The 21094-nt window shown below is 64.5% G+C and carries 17 protein-coding genes; 9 read left to right on the top strand and 8 right to left on the bottom strand.

The window, feature by feature from the left end:
• The first annotated feature begins 156 nt into the window (after nt 1-156).
• Nucleotides 157-1038, top strand: coding sequence for an alpha/beta hydrolase (locus ACT531_RS08470; RefSeq protein ID WP_476017135.1), 882 nt, complete (start codon nt 157-159; stop codon nt 1036-1038).
• A gap of 45 nt (nt 1039-1083) precedes the next feature.
• Here the strand turns inward: ACT531_RS08470 and ACT531_RS08475 are convergent, their stop codons facing one another.
• On the bottom strand, nt 1084-2061 hold the full coding sequence (locus ACT531_RS08475) for a GMP reductase (RefSeq protein ID WP_015013119.1): 978 nt from the start codon (nt 2059-2061) through the stop codon (nt 1084-1086).
• 204 nt (nt 2062-2265) lie between these two features.
• The gene (locus ACT531_RS08480) at nt 2266-2991 is read right to left on the bottom strand and encodes a hypothetical protein (protein ID WP_476017136.1); all 726 of its coding nucleotides are present in this window, start codon (nt 2989-2991) and stop codon (nt 2266-2268) included.
• Nucleotides 2992-3034: 43 nt separating this feature from the next.
• Between ACT531_RS08480 and ACT531_RS08485 the strand changes: the two genes are divergently transcribed.
• Entirely contained in the window at nt 3035-5500 is a 2466-nt protein-coding gene (locus tag ACT531_RS08485; protein WP_476017137.1) for a UvrD-helicase domain-containing protein, read from the top strand.
• A gap of 167 nt (nt 5501-5667) precedes the next feature.
• On the opposite strand, the gene ACT531_RS08490 is transcribed toward ACT531_RS08485, so the two are convergent.
• From ACT531_RS08490 to ACT531_RS08510, 5 genes are all read right to left on the bottom strand, one after another.
• Nucleotides 5668-7620: a PhoX family protein gene (locus ACT531_RS08490; protein ID WP_260666721.1), complete on the bottom strand. Its 1953-nt coding sequence runs from the start codon at nt 7618-7620 to the stop codon at nt 5668-5670.
• Nucleotides 7621-7880: 260 nt separating this feature from the next.
• Nucleotides 7881-8672: a FecR domain-containing protein gene (locus ACT531_RS08495; protein WP_476017138.1), complete on the bottom strand. Its 792-nt coding sequence runs from the start codon at nt 8670-8672 to the stop codon at nt 7881-7883.
• A complete protein-coding gene (locus tag ACT531_RS08500) occupies nt 8620-9474 on the bottom strand; it encodes a BPSS1780 family membrane protein (protein ID WP_422849033.1) in 855 nt (284 codons plus the stop codon). Before ACT531_RS08500 ends, ACT531_RS08495 begins: the two co-directional genes overlap by 53 nt.
• Before the next feature lie 167 nt (nt 9475-9641).
• On the bottom strand, nt 9642-10595 hold the full coding sequence (locus tag ACT531_RS08505; RefSeq protein ID WP_476017139.1) for a homoserine kinase: 954 nt from the start codon (nt 10593-10595) through the stop codon (nt 9642-9644).
• A gap of 100 nt (nt 10596-10695) precedes the next feature.
• A complete protein-coding gene (locus ACT531_RS08510) occupies nt 10696-11064 on the bottom strand; it encodes a hypothetical protein (protein WP_056747503.1) in 369 nt (122 codons plus the stop codon).
• A 52-nt stretch (nt 11065-11116) separates the two neighbouring features.
• Here ACT531_RS08510 and polA point away from each other — a divergent pair, with 52 nt between their 5' ends.
• The 5 genes from polA to ACT531_RS08535 all read left to right on the top strand — a co-directional run bounded on the left by polA (nt 11117) and on the right by ACT531_RS08535 (nt 17644).
• Nucleotides 11117-13915, top strand: coding sequence for a DNA polymerase I (gene polA, locus ACT531_RS08515; RefSeq protein WP_476017140.1), 2799 nt, complete (start codon nt 11117-11119; stop codon nt 13913-13915).
• A 41-nt stretch (nt 13916-13956) separates the two neighbouring features.
• A complete protein-coding gene (locus ACT531_RS08520) occupies nt 13957-14916 on the top strand; it encodes a hypothetical protein (protein WP_143227244.1) in 960 nt (319 codons plus the stop codon).
• 160 nt (nt 14917-15076) lie between these two features.
• On the top strand, nt 15077-15973 hold the full coding sequence (yghU, locus tag ACT531_RS08525; RefSeq protein ID WP_476017141.1) for a glutathione-dependent disulfide-bond oxidoreductase: 897 nt from the start codon (nt 15077-15079) through the stop codon (nt 15971-15973).
• Nucleotides 15974-15994: 21 nt separating this feature from the next.
• Nucleotides 15995-16627: a glutathione S-transferase family protein gene (locus ACT531_RS08530; RefSeq protein WP_476017142.1), complete on the top strand. Its 633-nt coding sequence runs from the start codon at nt 15995-15997 to the stop codon at nt 16625-16627.
• 87 nt (nt 16628-16714) lie between these two features.
• The gene (locus ACT531_RS08535) at nt 16715-17644 is read left to right on the top strand and encodes a LysR family transcriptional regulator (protein WP_476017143.1); all 930 of its coding nucleotides are present in this window, start codon (nt 16715-16717) and stop codon (nt 17642-17644) included.
• Between the two features lie 74 nt (nt 17645-17718).
• Here ACT531_RS08535 and ACT531_RS08540 read toward each other — a convergent pair whose 3' ends face one another.
• On the bottom strand, nt 17719-18933 hold the full coding sequence (locus tag ACT531_RS08540) for a D-amino acid dehydrogenase (RefSeq protein WP_476017144.1): 1215 nt from the start codon (nt 18931-18933) through the stop codon (nt 17719-17721).
• A gap of 359 nt (nt 18934-19292) precedes the next feature.
• On the opposite strand from ACT531_RS08540, the gene ACT531_RS08545 reads away from it, so the two are divergent.
• Both ACT531_RS08545 and ACT531_RS08550 read left to right on the top strand, forming a co-directional pair.
• Nucleotides 19293-20183, top strand: a complete 891-nt coding sequence (locus tag ACT531_RS08545; RefSeq protein WP_209817228.1) for an amino acid ABC transporter substrate-binding protein — start codon at nt 19293-19295, stop codon at nt 20181-20183.
• Nucleotides 20184-20194: 11 nt separating this feature from the next.
• Nucleotides 20195-21007 carry an aspartate/glutamate racemase family protein gene (locus tag ACT531_RS08550; protein ID WP_209817227.1) on the top strand — a complete coding sequence of 271 codons (813 nt, stop codon included), beginning with the start codon at nt 20195-20197 and terminating at the stop codon, nt 21005-21007.
• Nucleotides 21008-21094: the final 87 nt, after the last annotated feature.

Here is a 21094-nt window from a genome sequence, read left to right on the forward strand (position 1 = left end):
CCTTTTTGGCGCTGCAGTCTGTCACGGAGCTTGCAGCGCACAGCGATTGGCCAGATGATTCTGCAGCGCCAGCGCCGTCCCTGCGTCTGCCGAGCCTGTGGGCCGGGCCGCGGTATGGCACCGAAGGCCGCTCACACAAACCGGAGACCCTTGCCCATGACCTTGCCCCTGTACGACCCCGCCTGGCTGGAGCGCATGTACAACAACCGCGCCCTGGTCCCTGACCACATGGACTACTTTGAGCGCTGGGCCCGGGACTCCGCCCAGGTGCGCGCCAACATTCCCTGTGCGCTCGATGTCGCTTATGGAACCGGTGTGGGTGAAACCCTGGACGTGTTCCCCTCCGCCCGCACCACCGGTGGACCGGTGCCGGTGCTGGTGTTCATTCACGGGGGCTACTGGCGGTCGCTCGACAAATTCGACCACTCGTTCATCGCGCCGCCCTTCACCCAGGCCGGGTTTTGTGTGGTGGTGGTGAACTACGCGCTGTGCCCGGGCACCCCCGATGCGCCGGTGAACATTCCCCACATTGCGCGGCAGATGGAAAAGGCGCTGGGCTGGGTGTGGCACCAGATCGCCGCCCATGGTGGCGACCCCCGGCGGATCACCGTGGCGGGGCACTCGGCGGGCGGGCAGCTGGCGGCCCTGCTGCTCACCAGCGTGTGGCCCCTGATCGGCAAGGGCTTGCCCGACGGCCTGGTGCGCAATGCGCTGTCGATCTCGGGGGTGCACGACCTGGAGCCCATCATGCACACGCCCATGTACCAGTCGGTGTTGCACCTGACTGAGCAGCAGGTGCTGCAGTGCAGCCCCGCACGTTTGCTGGAGCCGCCCACGGGCACGCTGTATTGCGCCGTGGGGGGCGATGAAAGCCCCGAATTCCTGCGCCAGAACCAGCTCATGCAGGACGCCTGGGGCAGCCATTTTGTGCCCCGCAGCGTAGCCTTGCCGGGGTTGAACCACTTCAGCATCGTCGATGCCCTGGCCAAGCCGGGGCATGACCTGCACCACATGGCGCAGAACCTGCTGCGGGCCTGAGAACAGGTTCTCCTACCGGGCGGCGGCTCGCGCCCGGTGGGTGGGTTACATCAGCAGGTGCTCGCCTGCGTTGTCGCCGCCCAGGATCACGTAGTTGACCTTGCGCACATCCATCAGCTTGGTGCCACCCGCATAGCTGATGGAGCTTTGCACGTCCTGCTCCATCTCAATGAGCGTTTCGGCCAGCTTGCCCTTGATGGGCTCCAGGATGCGTTTGCCTTCGACGTGCTTGTATTCGCCCTTGTTGAAGTCGCTGGCCGAGCCGTAGTACTCCTTGAACAGCGCGCCGTCCACTTCCACCGTCTTGCCCGGTGATTCCTCATGGCCGGCAAACAGCGAGCCAATCATCACCATGCTGGCGCCAAAGCGGATGCTCTTGGCAATGTCGCCATGGCTGCGGATGCCGCCGTCGGCAATGATGGGCTTGGTGGCCACGCGGGCACACCACTTCAGCGCGCTGAGCTGCCAGCCGCCCGTGCCAAAACCTGTCTTGAGCTTGGTGATGCACACCTTGCCCGGGCCCACGCCCACCTTGGTGGCGTCGGCGCCCCAGTTTTCCAGGTCGATGATGGCTTCGGGGGTGGCCACGTTGCCGGCAATCACAAACGACTGCGGCAGGTGCTTTTTCAGGTAGCCGATCATGTTCTTCACGCTGTCGGCATGGCCGTGGGCGATGTCGATGGTGATGTACTCGGGCGTGATGCCCTGTGCCACCAGCTGGTCCACCGTGGCGTAGTCGGGTTGCTTCACGCCCAGCGAGATAGACGCGTAGCAGCCCTTGGCATGCATGTCCTTGACGAACTGGACGTTGTCCAGGTCAAAGCGGTGCATGACGTAGAAATAGCCGTTCTGTGCCATCCAGGTGCAGATGGTTTCGTCCACCACGGTCTTCATGTTGGCCGGCACCACCGGCAGGCGGAAGCGGCGGCCACCCAGCTCCACGCTGGCGTCGCATTCCGAGCGGCTTTCCACGCGGCACTTGCGGGGGAGCAGCAGGATGTTGTCGTAGTCGAAGATTTCCATGAGATTCCAAGCTCCATAAAGGGACGCCGCCAAACTATTTCGACGGCGGTGGGCGCTTGGCTGTCAGACCGGCTTTGCGGGAGTGAACGTGACAGTCACTCCGAACCCTGCTGAGCGCAGGCACAAAAAACCGGGCGTCAAGAAACTTGGGCCCGGTGATTGATTCTACCCGCCTGACAAATGGCCGTCATAACGGCCCCGGTATTACCTGCATACGGATTGCGCAGCCGCCACGATCTGGCCCGACGCATCCTGTACCCAGCCGACCAGGTGCAGCCGTTCGGCCCGCGCGCCTTCGGGAATGCGCATGGACCGGGTCTCCATCCAGGCCCACGGTTTGCCTGGGGTGCGAGCTTGCCGCTGGGCGGGGAGCCACTCGCCCTCGAACGCGTTGCGCACGACATGGCGGGGCACCACCGTGCCGTCCGTGCCGGCGGCGATGGCTTCCACCAGCAGCAGGTGAAAGGCAAAGGGGGCTGCGGCCACCTTGCGCTGTGGCTTCGCAGCGGAAGGCGCGAAGTTGATGCCCACACCCACATAGTCATTGAACGCCACCCCGTGGGCCACGCGCAGCCTGCCACGTGCGTCCACATCGACGGTGCTGATGTGTACGTCAGTGGAGGTGGGGGGCTTGCGCCCCAGGGCTTGCAGGCGGGTCAGCGCGTCGGTCGAGGCCGCAGCCGACAGGGGGGCGTCGTCGCCCGCCTTGCCCGGCACGATCCAGTCCAGCACCAAGGCACCTGCCTTGGCTGACGGTGCCGGGGTGGCCGCATCGCCCCAGCAGGACTCGCAGTCGGCGCTGATGAAGCGCTCGAACACGGCCACAGGCCTGGGGGTGCCGTCGCTGCTGCAACTGGCCTGGGCCATCGCCTGGGGGGCGTGCGCCAGGGCCAGCCACAGGCTGGCCAAGGTGAGGGCAATGTTTTTCATGGTGCGAGGCGGCGTGGGGCAGGGTGCTTTCTACAATGGCTGGATGTTCCCACAAGACCCGTTTTCGGGTGCGCCAGATGCCCTGGTGCCCCCACACTCCGGTGCGCCCTCGGCCGCATCCCCCCTTCTGGCCCACCTGAACGATGAACAACTGGCTGCGGTGACCTTGCCCGCAGGCCATGCGCTCATCCTGGCGGGGGCGGGGTCGGGCAAGACCCGGGTGCTGACCACCCGCATTGCCTGGCTGCTGCAAAACGGCTACGCCACGCCCGGTGGCATTCTGGCCGTCACATTCACCAACAAGGCTGCCAAGGAGATGGTGGCCCGCCTGTCGGCCATGCTGCCGGTGAACGTGCGTGGCATGTGGATTGGCACCTTCCACGGCCTGTGCAACCGGCTGCTGCGCGCGCATCACAAGGCAGCGGGGCTGCCGCAGTCGTTCCAGATCCTGGATACGCAAGACCAGCTCTCGGCCATCAAGCGCCTGTGCAAGCAGCACAACGTGGACGAGGAGCGCTTTCCTCCCAAGCAGCTGTCGTACTTCATCGCCAGCTGCAAGGAAGAGGGCATGCGTCCCGGCGACGTGCCCACGCACGACAGCGACGCCCGCAAGAAGGTCGAGGTCTACCAGCTGTACGAAGAGCAATGCCAGCGCGAAGGCGTGGTGGACTTCGGCGAGCTGATGCTGCGGTCTTACGAGCTGCTGCGCGACAACGACCCGATCCGCGAGCACTACCAGCGCCGGTTCCAGCACATACTGGTCGATGAGTTCCAGGACACCAACAAGCTGCAGTACGCCTGGCTCAAGCAACTGGCGGGCAACGACGTGGGCGGGCGCTATGAAGCGCGCGGTAGCGTGATAGCCGTGGGCGACGACGACCAGAGCATCTATGCCTTCCGTGGCGCGCGCGTGGGCAACATGACCGACTTTGTGCGCGAGTTTGATGTGCAGCGCCAGATCAAGCTGGAGCAGAACTACCGCAGCTACAGCAACATCCTCGACTCGGCCAACCACCTCATCAGCCACAACAGCCGCCGCCTGGGCAAGAACCTGCGCACCACCCAAGGTGCTGGCGAGCCCGTGCGCGTGTACGAGGCCAGCTCTGACCTGGCCGAGGCGCAGTGGATGGTGGACGAGATCAAGCAGTTGGTGCGCAACGACGGCTTTGAGCGCAAGGAGATTGCCGTGCTCTACCGCAGCAATGCGCAAAGCCGGGTGATCGAATCGGCATTGTTCAATGCCAGCGTCCCCTACCGTGTGTACGGCGGCCTGCGGTTTTTTGAGCGTGCCGAAATCAAGCATGCGCTGGCCTACCTGCGCCTGTTGGAGAACCCGCACGACGACACCAGCTTCACGCGCGTCGTCAACTTTCCTCCGCGCGGCATTGGCGCGCGCAGCATCGAGGTGCTGCAGGACGCGGCCCGCGCCGCGGGCTGCTCGTTGCACGATGCGGTGAGCGCCGTGCCCGGCAAGGCGGGGGCCAACCTGGGCGCGTTTGTGGCCATGGTGGATGTGCTGCGCGAGCAGACCCAGGGCCTGAACCTGCGCGGCATCATCGAGCAGATGCTCGAATCCACGGGGCTGGTGGAGCACTTTCGCACCGAGAAGGAAGGCGCCGACCGCATCGAGAACTTGGAGGAACTGGTCAACGCCGCCGAGAGCTTTGTCACGCAAGAGGGCTTCGGCCGTGACGCGGTGGCGCTGCCGCTGGACGAGCACGGCACGCCGCTCATCCAAAGCGCGGTCAGCCAAGGGCTGGACCTGAACGCGCCCGTACTCGACGAGCCTTTGAAACCCGCTGTGCCCGGCATCGTGGACGCCGACACCGGCGAAACCCTCTCGCCCCTGGCCGCCTTCCTGACCCACGCCGCACTCGAAGCCGGTGACAACCAAGCCCAGGCTGGGCAGGACGCTGTGCAGCTCATGACGGTGCATGCCAGCAAGGGGCTGGAGTTTGACTGCGTGTTCATCGGTGGCATGGAGGAGGGCCTGTTCCCCCACGAGAACTCCGCCAGCGACCGCGACGGCCTGGAGGAGGAGCGCCGCCTGATGTACGTGGCCATCACCCGCGCGCGCAAGCGCCTGTACCTGAGCCACTCGCAAACGCGCATGCTGCACGGGCAGACGCGCTACAACATCAAGAGCCGGTTTTTTGACGAGCTGCCCGAAGCGGCCCTCAAGTGGATCACGCCCAAGCAGCAGGGCTTTGGCTCGTATGCGCCTAGTTTTGCTACTAATTCAGGAGCTGGTGGTGTATATGGATCTAGCGCTAGAGGCCAATTTGGCTTCAAATCCGAGACGTTTGCCAGCCCCCCGGTGCCTGTGCAGAAGGCGGCACCATCGCACGGCCTGCGCGCGGGGATTGCCGTGTTCCACACCAAGTTTGGCGAGGGCAAGGTGCTGGCCATTGAAGGCACCGGCGACGACGCACGTGCACAGGTCAACTTTCCGCGCCACGGCACCAAGTGGTTGGCGCTGTCGGTGGCCAAGCTGACGGTGGTCGAATAGCGCGTTTTGAGCCAAATCGCCTGCTAGCGCTAGTACCTTATGCCCTGGTAGCTATTGTTTGTATAGCAAACCGGGGCCGCCAATGACAACGGGGCCCTGAGGCCCCGTTGGTTTTTGAAGCGGGCCGCACCGGGTGCAGCCCTGTTGGCCCTTCGCTCAGGCTGAGTTCAGGCCTGGTTCAGGCTGGGCTGCTTGGCCGCTGCCGTCAGGTAGCCCACGGCCGCGCCGTTCTTGTTCTTGTAGTTGGCCTTGATCATCGGGTCCAGCGTGTCCTTGACCACGCTGTGGATGGCGCCCCAGTCACCGGCGTGTTGGAAGTTGCTCATGATGTACGTCCAGCCGTTGATCTCGTCCACGGCGTGCAGGCCGGTGGACTCGCCGCCCGAGGGGATCGACATCACGCGCGACAGCTGCTTGGTGTCCACGTTGTAGGCCCACAGGAAGTTGTTGACGTGCTGGCTGCTGTCCTCGCCGATGAACAGCGTGCGCATCTTTTCGGAGAACTTGAGGTTGTCCGGGTTGGCGATGTTGTTGGGGTTGGCGGTGTTGCCCAGGGCGTCGGCGGTGATGTCTTCACCGGCCAGCAGCACCTTGGTGTCCACGGGCATCCATTCGCTGTTGATGGTGCCGCCGGCGGTGTCCTTCTGGCCACCCTTGAGGTTCAGCGCCATCACGGCACCAGCCACCAGTTGCTTGGGCACCGAGATGCCGTTGCCCGGCACGTTGGCGGCGTTGCCTGCCACCATGGACGACTGGATGTTCTGCAGCGCAGAGTAGGCAATCTTGTCCTTGGCGTTGACCGTGGTGCCTTCCATCTTGGTGAAGCCCAGGCTGGCGCCCAGGTAGGCGGCGTAGCGGTGGGTTTCCAGGAAGGCGGCAGCCTTTTCCATGCCGGGGTTCAGCTTGATCCACTCGGTCTTGCCGTTGGCCACGATCTTGGTGTAGCTGGCATCGGCCGGGTCGGTGGTCTTCACGGTCATGATGTCCGTGGGCTTGAGCGTGTTGGCCAGGTTCTCGATCTCGGCGCTGGTGGCCGAGCCCATCTTGATCCAGGTGAGGGGCGCTGCCGTGCCGACCTTGGGGTCGATGGAGAAGCCGCTGCCCACCTTGGCCACGTACAGCGTGCCGGACGAAAGGTCTTTTTCCTTGTCGGCCACGAACACGAAGTAGCCGCTATTGGTGGCGTCGTCGCCCATCAGCGCCGTGCGGTTGTCAGGCATCACCTGCACCAGCTCGTGCGAGATGCGGCCCATGCAGAAATGCTTCTTGATGCTGGCGGTGCCGTCGGGGTTCACCGTCACTTCGGGCATGTGGCCGTAGTGGTAGGGGTTGGCCTTGGTTTCGTCGCCATACAGGTTCTTGCTGTAGGCCTTGAACATGGCGTTGCTGGCAATGCTGAACGCATCGGGTTCGTACTCTTCGCTCGACAGGTGGGTGCCCCAGGGCGACAGGCTGGCGCCGCAGGTGATCCACAGGCCGTGCACCTTGGAGGTGTCCACGTTGTGGTACTTCACCAGGCTCAGCTTGCCGGTGGTCTGGTCCTGGTCCAGCGTCAGCACGGCGATGGGCGAGGGCAGCTTACCGTACATGTCGGTCTTGCCGTCTTGCGCCCAGGTGGTGTATTCAAACTGCACCACGGCAAACACGGCCTTGCCCTTGAGGCCGGTCACGGTGGGGTTGGCCACAGTCAGCAGCGAGGTGCCGTCGGGCGAGTCCGAGAAGTATTGGCGCTCCTTGCCAGCCACCGTGGCGTCGATGATGGGCTTGTTGTTGATGTCGTAGTAGCCACCCGACAGGATGGTGCCGCCCTTGCCGTCGGACACCATGTCGCCCGTCACGAAGAACGGCTGGTAAGCCAGCTGGTACGAGCGCACCGAATCGTCGCTGAGCTTGATGTTGAGCGTGGAGCCCACGGTGGTGGTGGCCATGGCAGCGGCGTTGGCCAGGGTGGGGGCTGCCATCGACGTGAAGCTGGCCGACACAAAGCTGGGCGCGGCGGAGTCGCTGCCACCGCAGGCGGTCAGCAGGGCGGCCGAGGCGCTGGCGCTGAGCGGCAGCATGGGAACGCCGGCCAGCAGTTGCAGGGCCTTGCGGCGGGTGGGCATCGTCGGTTGGGTCATTTTCGGGGTGTTTCCAAGTGGGTATGCGAACGGGCATGCCACGCCCTGATCCGACCAGGAGCCTTGTTGGAAAGGCGTGTGGAACGGGTGGCATGGAATCCAGGCCGCGATCCTAGGAACGCCCCGTGACAGTGGTTTGACGTTTGTGTGACGGTTTGACGCAGTGCATGGCGCACTGCGTAACTGCACCCCCAGGCGCGCCGCACAGCCATCGCGGCGAGCGCTGCGGCTCAGCGCGGCAGAGTACCGCTGAGCAGCGTTCAGTCCCGGGAGCCGGGCGGGCCGTAGGAGTTGCCAGTTCCGTAGTTGTTGGCCGGTGCGGCCGCGCCACCGCTGCCATCCTTGATGCCCTTGCGGCCTGACACCTGCCACGCGGTGCGCTGGTTGACCAGCCCCGCCAAGAACTCCATCTCTTCGTCCGTGTGATTGATGGCACCGGCCGGAGTCAGCAGCCGGCCATTGCGGGGTGCGGGCTCGGCCCAGAACGACTGGTGGTAGCTGGACTGGCTCAACAGGCGCTCGCCGCCTGCCGTCAGCTCCACCGTGCCATAACAGTTGCAAAGGTAGCCGCGCTGGTCCTGGTCGGCAAACACCTCGGCGTACACGCCGGTGCCGCGGATGCCTGCGGTGGCCGTGGGCAGCGCAATCTGCCGGTCGGGGCCACGCCCCCACACGGTGGCCACCGCACCGCTGAGCAGGCGCAGCAGCTTGACGGCGGTGGGGGTGTCGCTCTCCATCGCCATGCGCGAGTTCTGCCGCACCATGAAGGCGCTGTCTCCCACTGAGAACACCAGGCTGGCGCCCGGCCCGGTCTCAATGCGGTCGTTGGCGGTGATGGTGTGCTGCGCCGTTAGGGGCTCGCCATTGCGCAGCACATCGCCGCGCACTTCCACGATATTGCTGCGCGCCTGCGCATGGGCGGCAGCCCAGCCACCGCCCGCTACCCACAGCGCGGCGGCCTGCACCACGCTGCGGCGCTGGAACCAGACCAGCTCTTCGTCAGAGCGGCCCTGCAGGTGGTGCGTCAGGGGGGCTGGGGGGCGGGTTGTCATGGGGCGCCTCTTCTTGCTGCGGGGTGTAGGGGGGCTCGAAGCAGTCGCGGAAGGTGAAGACCACCGAGGTGAAGAACATGGCCGCCAACATCATGGCAGCGCCCACCATGATGCCACCGGCCATCGATCCCGCAAGCCCCGCCACAGCCAGCAGGGCCGACACGATGCTGACCACCAGCCCGCCCAGCAAAAACACCCCCAGCCAGCCCAGGCCGTAGACGAGGAACGCGCCAAAGTTGCGCACGCAGGCCACGATGGAGAAGAACAGCGCCTTGACCGGCGGCACGCCATGCCAGTGCACGAGGCCCGGTGCATGCCAGAACAGCAGCGACAGGGGCAGGTACAGCAGCATAGACAGCCACATGGCGCGCTGGAAGTCCGGGTTCTCGGCAATCTCTCGGGTCATGGGCGCGCCACCCAGGTAAACCTGCGCAAACTGGCCGCCGTCCAGCAGGGCCGACAAGCCCATGATGCCGAGAAAAGCCACCGCATACAGCACACCCAGTGTGAGCATGTCGCGCAGCCGCTCGCGCCCGGTGCGAAAGGCCACCAGCAGCACCGTGGGCATCGGAAACCGCCCTTGCGATGCCTGCGCTGCCGCCACCATCATGGCCAGCGTGGCAGACGGCAGCAGTGCCAGTGCAATGGCCGGACCCACCAGCGGGATCATGGTGGCCAGCGACATGGCCGCCATGGTCATGAAGAACAGCGCAGCCAGCGCCATGGGCTGCCGCCAGAACGCCCGAACGCCGAGCTTGACCCAGGCCATGCCGGTGCGCGCGGGGACGATATGGAGTTTCATGAATACGTTGGAAAGGAAGAGGGGCCTGCACCGCCGACTGCGCCCCAGCGCCCATGGGGGGCACCTAGCGGCATCTGATGTCGAGTGGGCGAATAAGGTCGAATTTACCCCACTGCCCCAAACCGGTGGCGGGGTCAGGGGTTAGAGGCTGCCCGCCTGTGGTGGGATCAGCCCGCGCGTACGGGCAGGGCCAGGCGCCCGCGCAGCACGCGCTCGAAGTGCGTGGGGTCGTGGGGTTTGAGCATGGAGGCCTCGCGCGGCAGGTAGAAGTCCCACAGGCGCGAAATCCAGAACCGCAGCGCCCCTGCGCGCAGCATGGCGGGCAGCAACTCGCGCTCGGCGGCCGTCAGCGGACGCACGGCCTGGTAAGCGTCCAGCATGCGCGTGGCGCGCTCGGCATCGTGGGCGCCGGTGGGCAGGTCGATGCACCAGTCGTTCAGGCACACGGCCAGGTCAAACAGCCAGGTGTCCACACCTGCAAAGTAGAAGTCGAAGAAGCCCGTCAGCTCTTCCCCCTCGAACATCACGTTGTCGCGGAACAGGTCGGCATGCACGGGCCCGCGCGGCAGGGCGGCATAGGCGGAGCTGGCGGCCACATGGTTCTGGTAGGCCAGCTCGGACCGCAGCAATGCGGCCTGTGCGTCGTCAATGTGGGGCAGCACCACCGGCACCGTCTCGTTCCACCAGGGCAGCCCGCGCAGGTTGGGCTGGTGGCGGTCAAAGTCGCGGCCCGCCAGGTGCATGCGGGCCAGCATGGTGCCCACGGCCGCGCAGTGCACGCCCTGCGGGGCCAGCTGGCTCTTGCCGCGCAGCTTGTTGACCACGGCGGCGGGTTTGCCACACACGGTGTGCAGGATGTCGCCGTTCTTGTCGGCACGCGGGTCGGGCACGGGCACGCCGCCGTGCGCCAGGTGCTTCATCAGGTACAGGTAGAAAGGCAGCTGCTCGGCCGTGAGGCGCTCGAACAGTGTCAGCACGAACTCGCCCTGGTCGCTGGTCAGAAAGTAGTTGGTGTTCTCGATGCCGCCCTCAATGCCGCGCAGCTCCACCAGCTCGCCCAGTTGCAAACGGCGCAGCAACTCGCGCGCCTCGGGATTGGAGACTTCGGTAAAAACGGCCATCGCTCAGGGGGTCGAAGAAAAGAGAGAAGGGGAAGGGGCGGGACAACGGGCGGGGCTCAACCGGTGGCAACGCAGTGCGTGCGCGCCACCCTGCCACCCATCAGAACTTGAACACGTTCCAGACGCGGGGCGCCGTGGTGGTTTCAGCGCCATTGTTGCCACCGGCGCGGCTGCGCGCGCCATCAGGCGACTGCACTTCGTAGGCGGGCAGGTTGCCGGTCTTGGGCTGCACCGAGATGTTCTGGGTTTGCCCGCCGACCCGCAGCTCGTCCACACGGCTGCCTGCGTCTTCGATCTGGATGCGCTCCGTGCGCTGGTTGGTGCGACCAGACAGGGGCTCGGGATCGGGCAGCGCATCGCGCTGGTTACCAGCGCCTGCGGTGGTGGCAGCGGGGGATGGGGACGGGGTTTGGGCCAGGGCATTGCCGCAGGCCATGCCCAGCAGCAGGAGAAGGTGAACAGCGCGCATCGGGCGATTGTAGAGCGCCGCCCGGCGGGCGCTGCCCGTGCACAATTGCCGGATGAGCAACAAAAAGACCCTGGTGCTGGTGGACGGCTCCAGCTACCTCTACCGCGCCTTCCACGCCATGCCCGACCTGCGGGCCGTGCCGGGCGACCCTACAAGCCCTGCCACCGGTGCCATTCGCGGCATGATCAACATGATGCAGGCCCTGCGCAAAGAGGTGACGGCCGACTACGCCGTGTGCGTGTTCGACGCCTCGGGCCCCACCTTCCGCGACGCGCTGTACACCGAATACAAGGCCACGCGCTCGCCCATGCCCGACGACCTGCGCAGCCAGATCGAGCCCATCCACCAGGTGGTGGACCTGCTGGGCTGGAAGGTGGTGGCCGTGCCCGGCGTGGAGGCCGACGACGTGATCGCCACCCTGGCCCACACGGCCGCAGCGCAGGGCATTGAAGTCATCGTGTCCAGCGGCGACAAAGACCTGAGCCAGCTGGTCAACGAGCACATCACCATCATCGACACCATGAGCGGCAAGCGCCGCGATGTGGCGGGCGTGACGGCAGAGTTTGGCGTGCCGCCCGCGCTGATGGTGGACTACCAGGCGCTGGTGGGCGACACCGTGGACAACGTGCCCGGCGTGACCAAGGTGGGCCCCAAGACCGCCGCCAAGTGGCTGGAAGAATATGGCTCGCTCGACAACCTGATTGCCAACGCCGACGCCATCAAGGGCGTGGCGGGCAACAACCTGCGCGAGGCCATCGCCAGCGGCCAGCTGGCCTTGAGCCGCCAGCTCGTCACCATGAAGACAGACTGCGCGCTGGCCGACCACATCCCCGGCCTGCCCGCGTTTGACGACATCACGCTGGACGCGCCGGACAACGAGGGCCTGCTGCCGTTTTACGAAAAGTACGGCTTCAAGGGCCTGGCTGCTGCCATCAAGGGCGCTACTGCTTCTGCCACCACAGCCCCCACCGTTGCCATGCCCGGCCAAAGCGGCGACCTGTTTGCCGACCATTCCGCCAGCACCGTGGCCGAAGAAGCCCAGCACCGCACGGTGGTGTACGACACCATCCTCAACTGGGCCGACTTTGACCAGTGGCTGGAGCGCCTGCACAAGGCCCCGCTCACGGCCATCGACACCGAGACAGACTCCCTCGACGAAATGCGCGCGCAAATCGTCGGCATCAGTTTCAGCGTGCAGCCCGGCGAAGCCGCCTACATCCCTCTGCGCCACGAAGGCCCCGATGCGCCCGCGCAACTGCCGCTGGATGAAGTCCTCGCCCGCCTCAAGCCCTGGCTGCAAGACCCCAAGCACCACAAGCTGGGCCAGCACATCAAATACGACCGCCATGTGTTCGCCAACCACGGCATTGAAGTGCAGGGCTACGCGCACGACACCATGCTGCAAAGCTACGTGCTGGAAGTGCACAAGCCGCACAACCTGACCAGCCTGGCCGAGCGCCACACCGGCCGCAAAGGCATCACCTACGAAGACCTGTGCGGAAAAGGAGCGCACCAGATCCCGTTTGCCCAAGTGCCGGTGGACAAGGCCGCCGCCTACTCGTGCGAAGACTCCGACCAGACCCTGGACGTGCACAACGCCCTGTGGCCCCTGCTGCAGGCCGACGACAAACTGCGCTTCATCTACGAACTGGAGATTGCCAGCAGCGAAGCCCTGTACCGCATTGAACGCAACGGCGTGCTGATCGACGCGCCCACGCTGGCCGCCCAAAGCCACGAGCTGGGCCAGCGCATCCTGCAGCTTGAAACCGAGGCGTACGAGATTGCAGGCCAGCCCTTCAACCTGAGCAGTCCCAAGCAGCTCGGCGAAATCTTCTTCGACAAGCTGGGCATGCCCGTGGTGAAGAAGACCGCCACCGGCGCCCGCAGCACCGACGAAGAAGTGCTGGAAAAGCTGGCCGAGGACTACCCCCTGCCCGCCAAGCTGCTGGAGCACCGGTCGTTGAGCAAGCTCAAAGGCACCTATACCGACAAGCTGGCGCAACTGGCCCTGCCACGCACCGGCCGCGTGCACACCCACTACGCGCAGGCTGTGGCGGTGACTGGGCGCTTGTCCAGCAACGACCCCAACCTGCAGAACATCCCCATCCGCACGCCCGAAGGCCGCCGCGTGCGCGAGGCCTTCGTAGCGCCCGCAGGCCGCGTGATTGCCAGCGCCGACTACTCGCAGATCGAGCTGCGCATCATGGCCCACCTGAGCGGCGACCACTCGCTGCTGCACGCCTTCCACGCCGGGCTGGACGTGCACCGTGCCACCGCCGCTGAAGTGTTTGGGGTGGAGGTCGATCAGGTGTCCAGCGAGCAACGCCGCTACGCCAAGGTCATCAACTTTGGTCTCATCTACGGCATGAGCAGCTTTGGCCTGGCCAAGAATTTAGGCATCGAGACCAAGGCCGCCGCCGCCTACATCGACAAATACTTCCAGCGCTACCCCGGCGTGAAGCAGTACATGGACGACACCAAGGCCGCCGCCAAATCCATGGGCTATGTCGAAACCGTGTTTGGCCGCCGCCTGTACCTGCCCGAGATCAATTCCCCCAATGGCCCCCGCCGTGCCGGGGCCGAGCGTGCTGCCATCAACGCCCCCATGCAGGGCACCGCGGCTGACCTCATCAAGCTCGCCATGGTGGCTGTGCAAAAAGAGCTGGACGCCCACAAGCCGGACATCCAGATGATCATGCAGGTGCACGACGAACTGGTGTTTGAGCTGCCCGAGGGCGAGGTGGACTGGCTTAAGACCCACATCCCGCGCCTGATGGCGGAAGTGGCGGCGCTGAAGGTGCCGTTGCTGGCTGAGGTGGGGGTGGGGGCTAATTGGGATAAGGCGCATTGAGGCGGCGCGGGCTATCAGATTCTCAGATTCATTAATTCACTATGTCCAAAGCGCCGCGTAAGTACTCAACCGAATTTGTGCTGAATATCTATTCGACGGATCCGGCCATGATCTCGCCCGCGCATCTTGATGACCTCGTGTATGAGAGCGATGAAGCACGGGAGCAGATACGAAACTCAAATATCTACTTGATTCTCAAGCGACCACGAATTGCCTTTGTCCCCGGTAGCATTTCGATCCGAGATCGGGAAGTAGTCGGCGAGTTGTCCGTTCAACTCGAAGACAAAGCCCCTACCTTTCCTTTCCGCCTCTGCGGGGAGCTTCCTGCCGAAGTCTCATCGGTGGCTGCTCTCAAGTACCCATACACGAAACTCTCTTTTTTGTCGTCAGGTGGTGACACGCTGATGACTGTGCCTGTCGCATACCTTCTCAAGCATTGCGAGGCACAACTAAACGGCCTAGACAGTCAAGAAGTCGTGTATGTAGGTCAAGCATTTGGAACGGCTGGTGAAAGATGTGCAATCGAACGCCTGTCCTCTCATTCAACTCTGCAAAAAATCCTTGCCGATATTTCAGCAAATGAGCCCCACATGGAGGTTTTGCTTGCGCTCTACAGTTTCGGCTTCCATCGATTTATTATGAGTATCGATGGCATAAACCCCGCCTTGATTGACGGGGATGCTGATAAGCAGCATTACCAAAAAGTACTTCAGTCGCAGTTCAAGCGGTCAATGAGGGTTTCCCTTGCCGAAGCCGCACTAATCCGACATTTCGAACCTAAGTACAACAAGCAGTACAAGACAGGCTTCCCTCATAAGCGACAGAAGATTCTGGAAAAACTCTATGACTTCGACTTTGCGGGTTTGGTTGTCGAGGCAAGCGTTGAAGACCATCGCATGCATTTGTATTCAGAGAAGCAGAGTCCAAAATCTCATCACATAGCCAAGTTCGACTTGCATGAGCCGGCCACTCGTCGGAGCTTCTTTTACGCAGAGCCTTAAAAAACGAGCACGGATGGGTCGGTGAGAAAAACGTCTCAAATGGCCTCTGCAGAGAGCATTCGCCCCCAACCCCAACCTGCAACGAATCAGTCCGATCTTTAAACTGCTTTAACACCAGCTGGCAAACCCGCCAGTTTTGACTGTCTTGTCTGGAGCCCTCATGTCCACCCCCTACACCCCCCCCGCAATCTGGCAATGGAACAAAGAAAACGGCGGCCAGTTCGCCAGCATCAACCGACCCATCGCCGGGGCGACGCATGACAAGGAATTGCCCGTGGGGCGCCACCCGCTGCAGCTTTACTCGCTGGGCACACCCAATGGCGTGAAGGTGACCGTGATGCTGGAAGAGCTTCTGGCGCTGGGCCACAGCGGTGCGGAGTACGACGCGTGGCTGATCCGCATCAACGAGGGCGAGCAGTTTGGCAGCGGGTTCGTGTCGGTGAACCCCAACTCCAAGATCCCGGCCCTGCTGGACCGCACCGACCCCGCCAACCCGGTGCGAGTGTTCGAGTCCGGCGCCATCCTGATGTACCTGGCTGAAAGGTTCGGTAGTGCCTTTTTGCCCAAAGACGGCGCTGCGCGTGCCGAGTGCCTGTCGTGGCTGTTCTGGCAGATGGGCAGTGCACCTTTCGTGGGCGGCGGGTTTGGGCATTTTTATGCCTATGCGCCGGTCAAGATCGAGTACGCGATTGACCGTTATGCGATGGAGGCCAAGCGCCAGCTCGATGTGCTGAACCAGCGTCTGGCGGTCAATGAGTACGTGGCGGGCGATGAGTACACGGTGGCCGATATCGCGATCTGGCCCTGGTATGGTCTGCTGGTGAAAGGCCAGGCCTACAACGCAGGCGAGTTTTTGCAGGTGCACGAATACACGCATGTGGTGCGCTGGGCCGAGCAGGTGGCCAAGCGCCCGGCGGTGCAGCGGGGGCGCAAGGTGAACCGTGTTCAGGGCGACCTGGCCAGCCAGTTGCGCGAGCGGCATGAGGCCAGCGACTTTGACACCAAGACGCAGGACAAGATCGAAGCGGCGGCAGCAGCTTCTTCACCCGCACGCTGAGTGTTTTTGCAAGGCGTCACCATGATCACTTTGTACGACTGCGCCACCGCGCCCAGCCCGCGCCGCGCGCGCATTCTGCTGGCAGAAAAGGATGTGGCCCACGACACCGTGCAGGTGGACCTGCGCAATGGCGAGCAACTGGGCGAGGCCTACCGCCAGATCAACCCGCAGTGCACGGTGCCCGCGCTGCGCACCGAAGAGGGTTTGCTGCTGACCGACAACGCGGCCATCACCGCGTATGTCGAGGCGCGCTACCCGCAACCTGCGTTGCTGGGCGAAACGCCTGCAGAGAAGGCCGAGATCGCCAGCTGGAACTGGCGCATGGAGTTCGAGGGCCTGTTGGCCATTGCCGAGGCGCTGCGCAACAGCGCGCCCGCCATGGCCAACCGGGCGCTGCCCGGCGCAGTGGACTACCCACAGATCCCGGCGCTGGCCGAGCGGGGGCTGGTGCGCGTGGGGCAATTCTTTCAGTTGCTCAACGAGCGCTTGGCGGACCGCGACTTCATTGCCACCGACCGCTTCAGCGTGGCCGACATCACGGCGGTCGTGGCGGTGGACTTTGCGCGTGTGGTCAAGCACAAGCCCGGCGAGCAGCACCCGCACTTGCTGCGCTGGCGCGCGGCCTTGGCGGCGCGGCCGTCTGTGTCGCTCTAGCTATCGCGCTGCTCCAGTCCCCGTTTTTAGTCGCAATGGGTGGATGCAAGGATTGCGCATCGGGCCTGTTCCTTGCATTGTTAGCCCATGCGCCTTCGCCACATAGAAGTTTTCAACGCCGTCATGCTCACCGGCAGCGTGAGTGCGGCGGCCCGCCTCATCAACGTTACCCAGCCAGCGGTCAGCCGCATCCTGGCGCATGCCGAGCTGCAGCTGGGCTTTCCGCTGTTCCATCGCCTCAAGGGCAAGCTGGTGCCCACCACCGAGGCGCAGACGCTGTACCCGCACATCGAGCGCTTGTTCACCCAGTTGGATGATGTGCAGCGCCTGGCCAACAGCCTCAAGAGCGACCGGCGCGAAGGGGAGCTACACATCCTGAGCGTGCTGGCGCTGAGCTACGAGGTGCTGCCGCGCGCATTGCGGTTCTTTAGGCAAAAGCACCCGGATGTGCAGGTCACCATCGACGCGCTGCACTCGCCCCAGATTGTCTCGGCCCTTGTGTTGCAGGAGGCGGATGTGGGTTTTGTGTTCAGCGCCATCGCACACCCCGCGTTGACGCAAGAGCATCTGGCCGATGGGCGCATGGTGTGTGTGGCGCCCAAGGGCATGCTGGGTGCTGAGCTGGTGATGGCCGGGGTGGTGCATCTGGCCGACCTGGCAGACACGCCTGTGGTGCGGCTGGATGTGCGCGACCCCATCGGCACGGTGGTCAACCACGCGTGCCGCGAGGCGGGTGTGGGCCTGCAGACAGCGTTCACGGTGCAGACCTACCATGCGGCGCTGGCACTGGCACACCATGGTCACGCGGTGGCGCTGGTGGATGCCTGCACGGCGGCATCGGCCGACCGCAGCAAGGTGGATGTGCTGGCGCTAGCGCCGCACATTGCCGTTCCCATCAAGTCGCTGCGCACCGTGAACCGGCCCAGCTCACTGCTGGCCAGTTCCATGACGCAATGCATGCGCCAGGCGGTGGCAGAGACGCTGGAAGCGGTGGGCCTGCAGCTTGAGGTGGAATGAACGCTCCCCCGCCGGGGCGGGCGGCACCTTAGGTTGCAATAGAGTGCTGGAGCGCGGTTGTGAGTGCGATGGGATCAGGCGGGTGCCAGCAGCTCGGCCACCTGTGCGGCCGTGCCAAACGCCAGTGTGAACCCCAAAGACCCATGGCCTGTGTTCAGCAATAGGTTGTCGGGCGCGTCCGCCCTCCGGCCCACCACCGGGAGCCCGATGGGCGTGGCGGGGCGCATGCCGGTCCAGGCATGCAGCTCCCCGCCTTGATGGCAGTGGGGGAAGACGGCGCGTGTGGCGTCGCGCAGGCTCTGGATGCGCGCGGCAGGTATGTGAGCATCGTGCCCCACGAGTTCTGCCATGCCCGCCACCCGCAGGCGCTGGCCGATGCGCGCAAATACCACCTTGCGTGCTGCGTCGGTCACATTGACGCGAGGCGCAGCCGATGGCGCCGGACTGGTATCGAGTGTGATGCTGTAGCCCTTGAGGGGGTACACGGGCAGGCGAAAGCCTAGCGTCTGCGCCACCTGGTGGCTACGGCTGCCCAGGGCCAGCACAAACTGCTGCGCCTCGATGGCGCCTGCACTGGTCTGCACCGCAGCAATGCGGATGCCCTGGCGCACAAAGCCCTGGACCGTGGCACCCAGTACAAAGCGCACCCCCCGTGCGGCCAGCACGGCCTGCAAGCCTTGGCAGACCTGGAGGCAGTCGGCCGCGCATTCGCTGGGGGTGTAGATGGCTCCGGCAATGCGCGGCTGGTAGTGCTGCAGCGCGGGCTCGATCTCTGTGCAGCGCTGGGCTGACACCGCCTGTTGTTCGCAGCCCCACTGGCGCTGCAGGTCCATCTGGCGTTGCGCAGCGGCCAGGCCGGTGGCGGTGTCATACAGCACCAGCTTACCGGTGCGGGAGAAGTCGCAGTCCAGAGCTTCTGCCCGCAGCATGGCCTCGAAGTGGTGGCGGCTCAGGGCGGCCAGCGCCAGCAGCTGCGCGGTGCTGCGTTCAGAGGTTCGCCGGTTGCAGGCGCGCAGAAACTCCAGCCCCCAGCGCCACTGGTGGGTGTCCCACTGCAGGCGCAGCTTGAGCGGTGAGCTGGGCGACAGCAGCAGCCGGGGCAGCTGCCGCCAGATGCTGGCGTCTGCCAGGGGCTGCACATAGCTGTAGCTCAGCTGCGCGCCATTGCCACCGCTGGCGCCCGTGCCGGGCTGCGCCTGGTCGATGACGGTGACCTGCAGGCCGCGCTGTTGAAGTTCATACGCCGTGGCCAGGCCGACGATGCCTGCGCCCAATACACATACCTGCATCGGAGAGAGTGAAACGGTTGGAGGAGATGCCAACGAATGTAGGGGGCGATGCACCTGCTGAACAATGCCAAAGCAGTGCCTTGCCATGCCGGGAAGTTATGCGCATGTCGGCGCCTGACGCGTCCAGCCAAGCATGTGGAGGTGGAGTGGGGGCTGCCGACGCCATGGTTCAAAAATGAGGGCGCGGCGGTCCACGATGGTGCATGGATGTGCACCGAAACAGAGCCATAACTTTTCATCATGGTGGACCCGTGCAAATGAATTGTTCAAGACCGCCGCAAATTTTTACAGTGCCCCTGCGTCCTGTTTTCTCGTCTGTCCGACTGTCTGTTCACCTGATTTTTTGCAAAGGGATTCCCATGAAGCTCTCCGCTGTCACCGCTGCTGTCCTCGTGGTCGCCGGTGTGCTGGCCAGTACCGTGGCCAGTGCCGACACCCTCAAGAAGATTGCCGACACCGGCAAGATCACACTGGCCTACCGCGAGTCGTCCGTGCCCTTCAGCTACCTGGCGGGCCCGGGCAACCCGGTGGGCATGTCGGTGGACATCTCCAACGCTGTCGTCGATGCGGTGAAGAAGCGGTTGAACAACCCCGCCATCAAGGTGGAGCTGCAGGCCGTGACTTCGCAAAACCGCATTCCGCTGCTGACCAACGGCACCGTGGACCTGGAGTGCGGATCGACCACCAACAACACAGCCCGCGGCAAGGATGTGCAATTTGCGATCAACTATTTCTACACCGGCACCCGGCTGCTGACCAAGAAGGCCTCGGGCGTCAAGAACTACGCCGACCTCGCCAAGAAAAAAGTGGCCAGCACCTCGGGCACCACCAACGCGCAGGTGATCCGCAAGTACAACCGCGACAACAACCTGGACATGGACATCGTGCTGGGCAAGGACCACGAGGACTCGCTGCTGCTGGTGGACACCGGCCGTGCCGAGGCCTTCGCCATGGACGACATCCTGCTGTTTGGACTGATGGGCAACACGCGCAACCCGGCCGACTGGGTGGTGGTGGGCGACTCGCTGCAGGTGGAACCCTATGCGTGCATGCTGCGCAAGGACGACCCGCAATTCCAGGCGCTGGTCAACGGCGTGATCGGTGGGATGATGAAGTCGGGCGAGTTCGAGAAGCTCTACACCAAGTGGTTCATGTCGCCCGTGCCCCCGCGCGGCCAGAATCTCAACCTGCCCATGAGCAAGGAGCTGCGCGACAACCTGGTGGCCCAGAGCGACAAGCCTGCGCTGTGATGAGCGTGAGCATGTTGCCGTCCCCCCCGCACCCCCAGGCCCCGCAGGTGGTGGGCATTTTGGGCGGCATGGGGCCTGCTGCAGGTGCTGACTTTGTGCGCCTGTTCGTGCAGGCCTGCACTGACCGCATGGCGGCCCTGGGCATCCCCGTGCATGACCAGGCTTACCCTGAGCACTGGCTGGCGCAGGTACCCATCCCCGACCGCACTGCCGCTCTGCACGACACGCGGCCCGGTGCCCACCAGCCTGCGGACCCCATGCTGCAGGCCACGGGTCGCCTGGCGGCGCTGGGCGCGCGCGTGGTGGCCATTGCCTGCAACACGGCCCATGCCTGGCATGGTTTGCTGCAGCAGCGCTTCCCGCAGTTGGTGGTGCTGCATGGGGTGCAGGAAGTAGCGGCCGACCTGGCGCTGCGCAAGGTGCACGGCGTGGGCCTGCTCGCCACGCAAGGCGCGTACGAGGCGGGCTTGTACCAGCGCGAACTGGAGCACCGCGACATCGACTGCTTTGTGCCCGAACCACGCGAACGTGACCAGCTGATGCAGGGCATCTATGACGGCGTGAAGGCCGGCAACTACGCACTGGCCCGACAGCGGTTTGAGGCGGTGTCGCTGGTGCTGCAACAGCGCTATGGGATCTCCACGCTCATCATGGGTTGCACCGAGATTCCGCTGGCACTGTCGGAGCATTCCCGGCTGGAGGGGCTGACGCTGGTCAACCCGTCTCTGGTGCTGGCGGCCGCCTTGGCGCGGCATGCGTACGGGTCCATGGGCGCGGGAGTGTCACTCACCGCTGCGTCCTCCACCCCACGGGCGTTGGTGTAGCGGCCTCGCGCCGTTGCGCTGCAGATCGGTAGCGCCGCCGCGCCTGCCGGGTCTGATGCAAAGGGCAAACAAAGGCCACTTCGACGG

This window comes from Acidovorax sp. DMC1, from assembly GCF_056314325.1.

Bases quoted from the DNA above. Each gene is read 5' to 3' on its own strand.
- yghU (WP_476017141.1), top strand. From the start codon at position 15,077: ATGTCCACCCCCTACACCCCCCCCGCAATCTGGCAATGGAACAAAGAA.
- ACT531_RS08505 (WP_476017139.1), bottom strand. From the start codon at position 10,595: ATGGCCGTTTTTACCGAAGTCTCCAATCCCGAGGCGCGCGAGTTGCTG.
- ACT531_RS08480 (WP_476017136.1), bottom strand. From the start codon at position 2,991: ATGAAAAACATTGCCCTCACCTTGGCCAGCCTGTGGCTGGCCCTGGCG.
- ACT531_RS08510 (WP_056747503.1), bottom strand. From the start codon at position 11,064: ATGCGCGCTGTTCACCTTCTCCTGCTGCTGGGCATGGCCTGCGGCAAT.
- ACT531_RS08520 (WP_143227244.1), top strand. From the start codon at position 13,957: ATGTCCAAAGCGCCGCGTAAGTACTCAACCGAATTTGTGCTGAATATC.
- ACT531_RS08535 (WP_476017143.1), top strand. From the start codon at position 16,715: ATGCGCCTTCGCCACATAGAAGTTTTCAACGCCGTCATGCTCACCGGC.
- ACT531_RS08495 (WP_476017138.1), bottom strand. From the start codon at position 8,672: ATGACAACCCGCCCCCCAGCCCCCCTGACGCACCACCTGCAGGGCCGC.
- ACT531_RS08550 (WP_209817227.1), top strand. From the start codon at position 20,195: ATGTTGCCGTCCCCCCCGCACCCCCAGGCCCCGCAGGTGGTGGGCATT.
- ACT531_RS08500 (WP_422849033.1), bottom strand. From the start codon at position 9,474: ATGAAACTCCATATCGTCCCCGCGCGCACCGGCATGGCCTGGGTCAAG.
- ACT531_RS08540 (WP_476017144.1), bottom strand. From the start codon at position 18,933: ATGCAGGTATGTGTATTGGGCGCAGGCATCGTCGGCCTGGCCACGGCG.
- ACT531_RS08530 (WP_476017142.1), top strand. From the start codon at position 15,995: ATGATCACTTTGTACGACTGCGCCACCGCGCCCAGCCCGCGCCGCGCG.
- polA (WP_476017140.1), top strand. From the start codon at position 11,117: ATGAGCAACAAAAAGACCCTGGTGCTGGTGGACGGCTCCAGCTACCTC.
- ACT531_RS08470 (WP_476017135.1), top strand. From the start codon at position 157: ATGACCTTGCCCCTGTACGACCCCGCCTGGCTGGAGCGCATGTACAAC.
- ACT531_RS08545 (WP_209817228.1), top strand. From the start codon at position 19,293: ATGAAGCTCTCCGCTGTCACCGCTGCTGTCCTCGTGGTCGCCGGTGTG.
- ACT531_RS08490 (WP_260666721.1), bottom strand. From the start codon at position 7,620: ATGACCCAACCGACGATGCCCACCCGCCGCAAGGCCCTGCAACTGCTG.
- ACT531_RS08475 (WP_015013119.1), bottom strand. From the start codon at position 2,061: ATGGAAATCTTCGACTACGACAACATCCTGCTGCTCCCCCGCAAGTGC.
- ACT531_RS08485 (WP_476017137.1), top strand. From the start codon at position 3,035: ATGTTCCCACAAGACCCGTTTTCGGGTGCGCCAGATGCCCTGGTGCCC.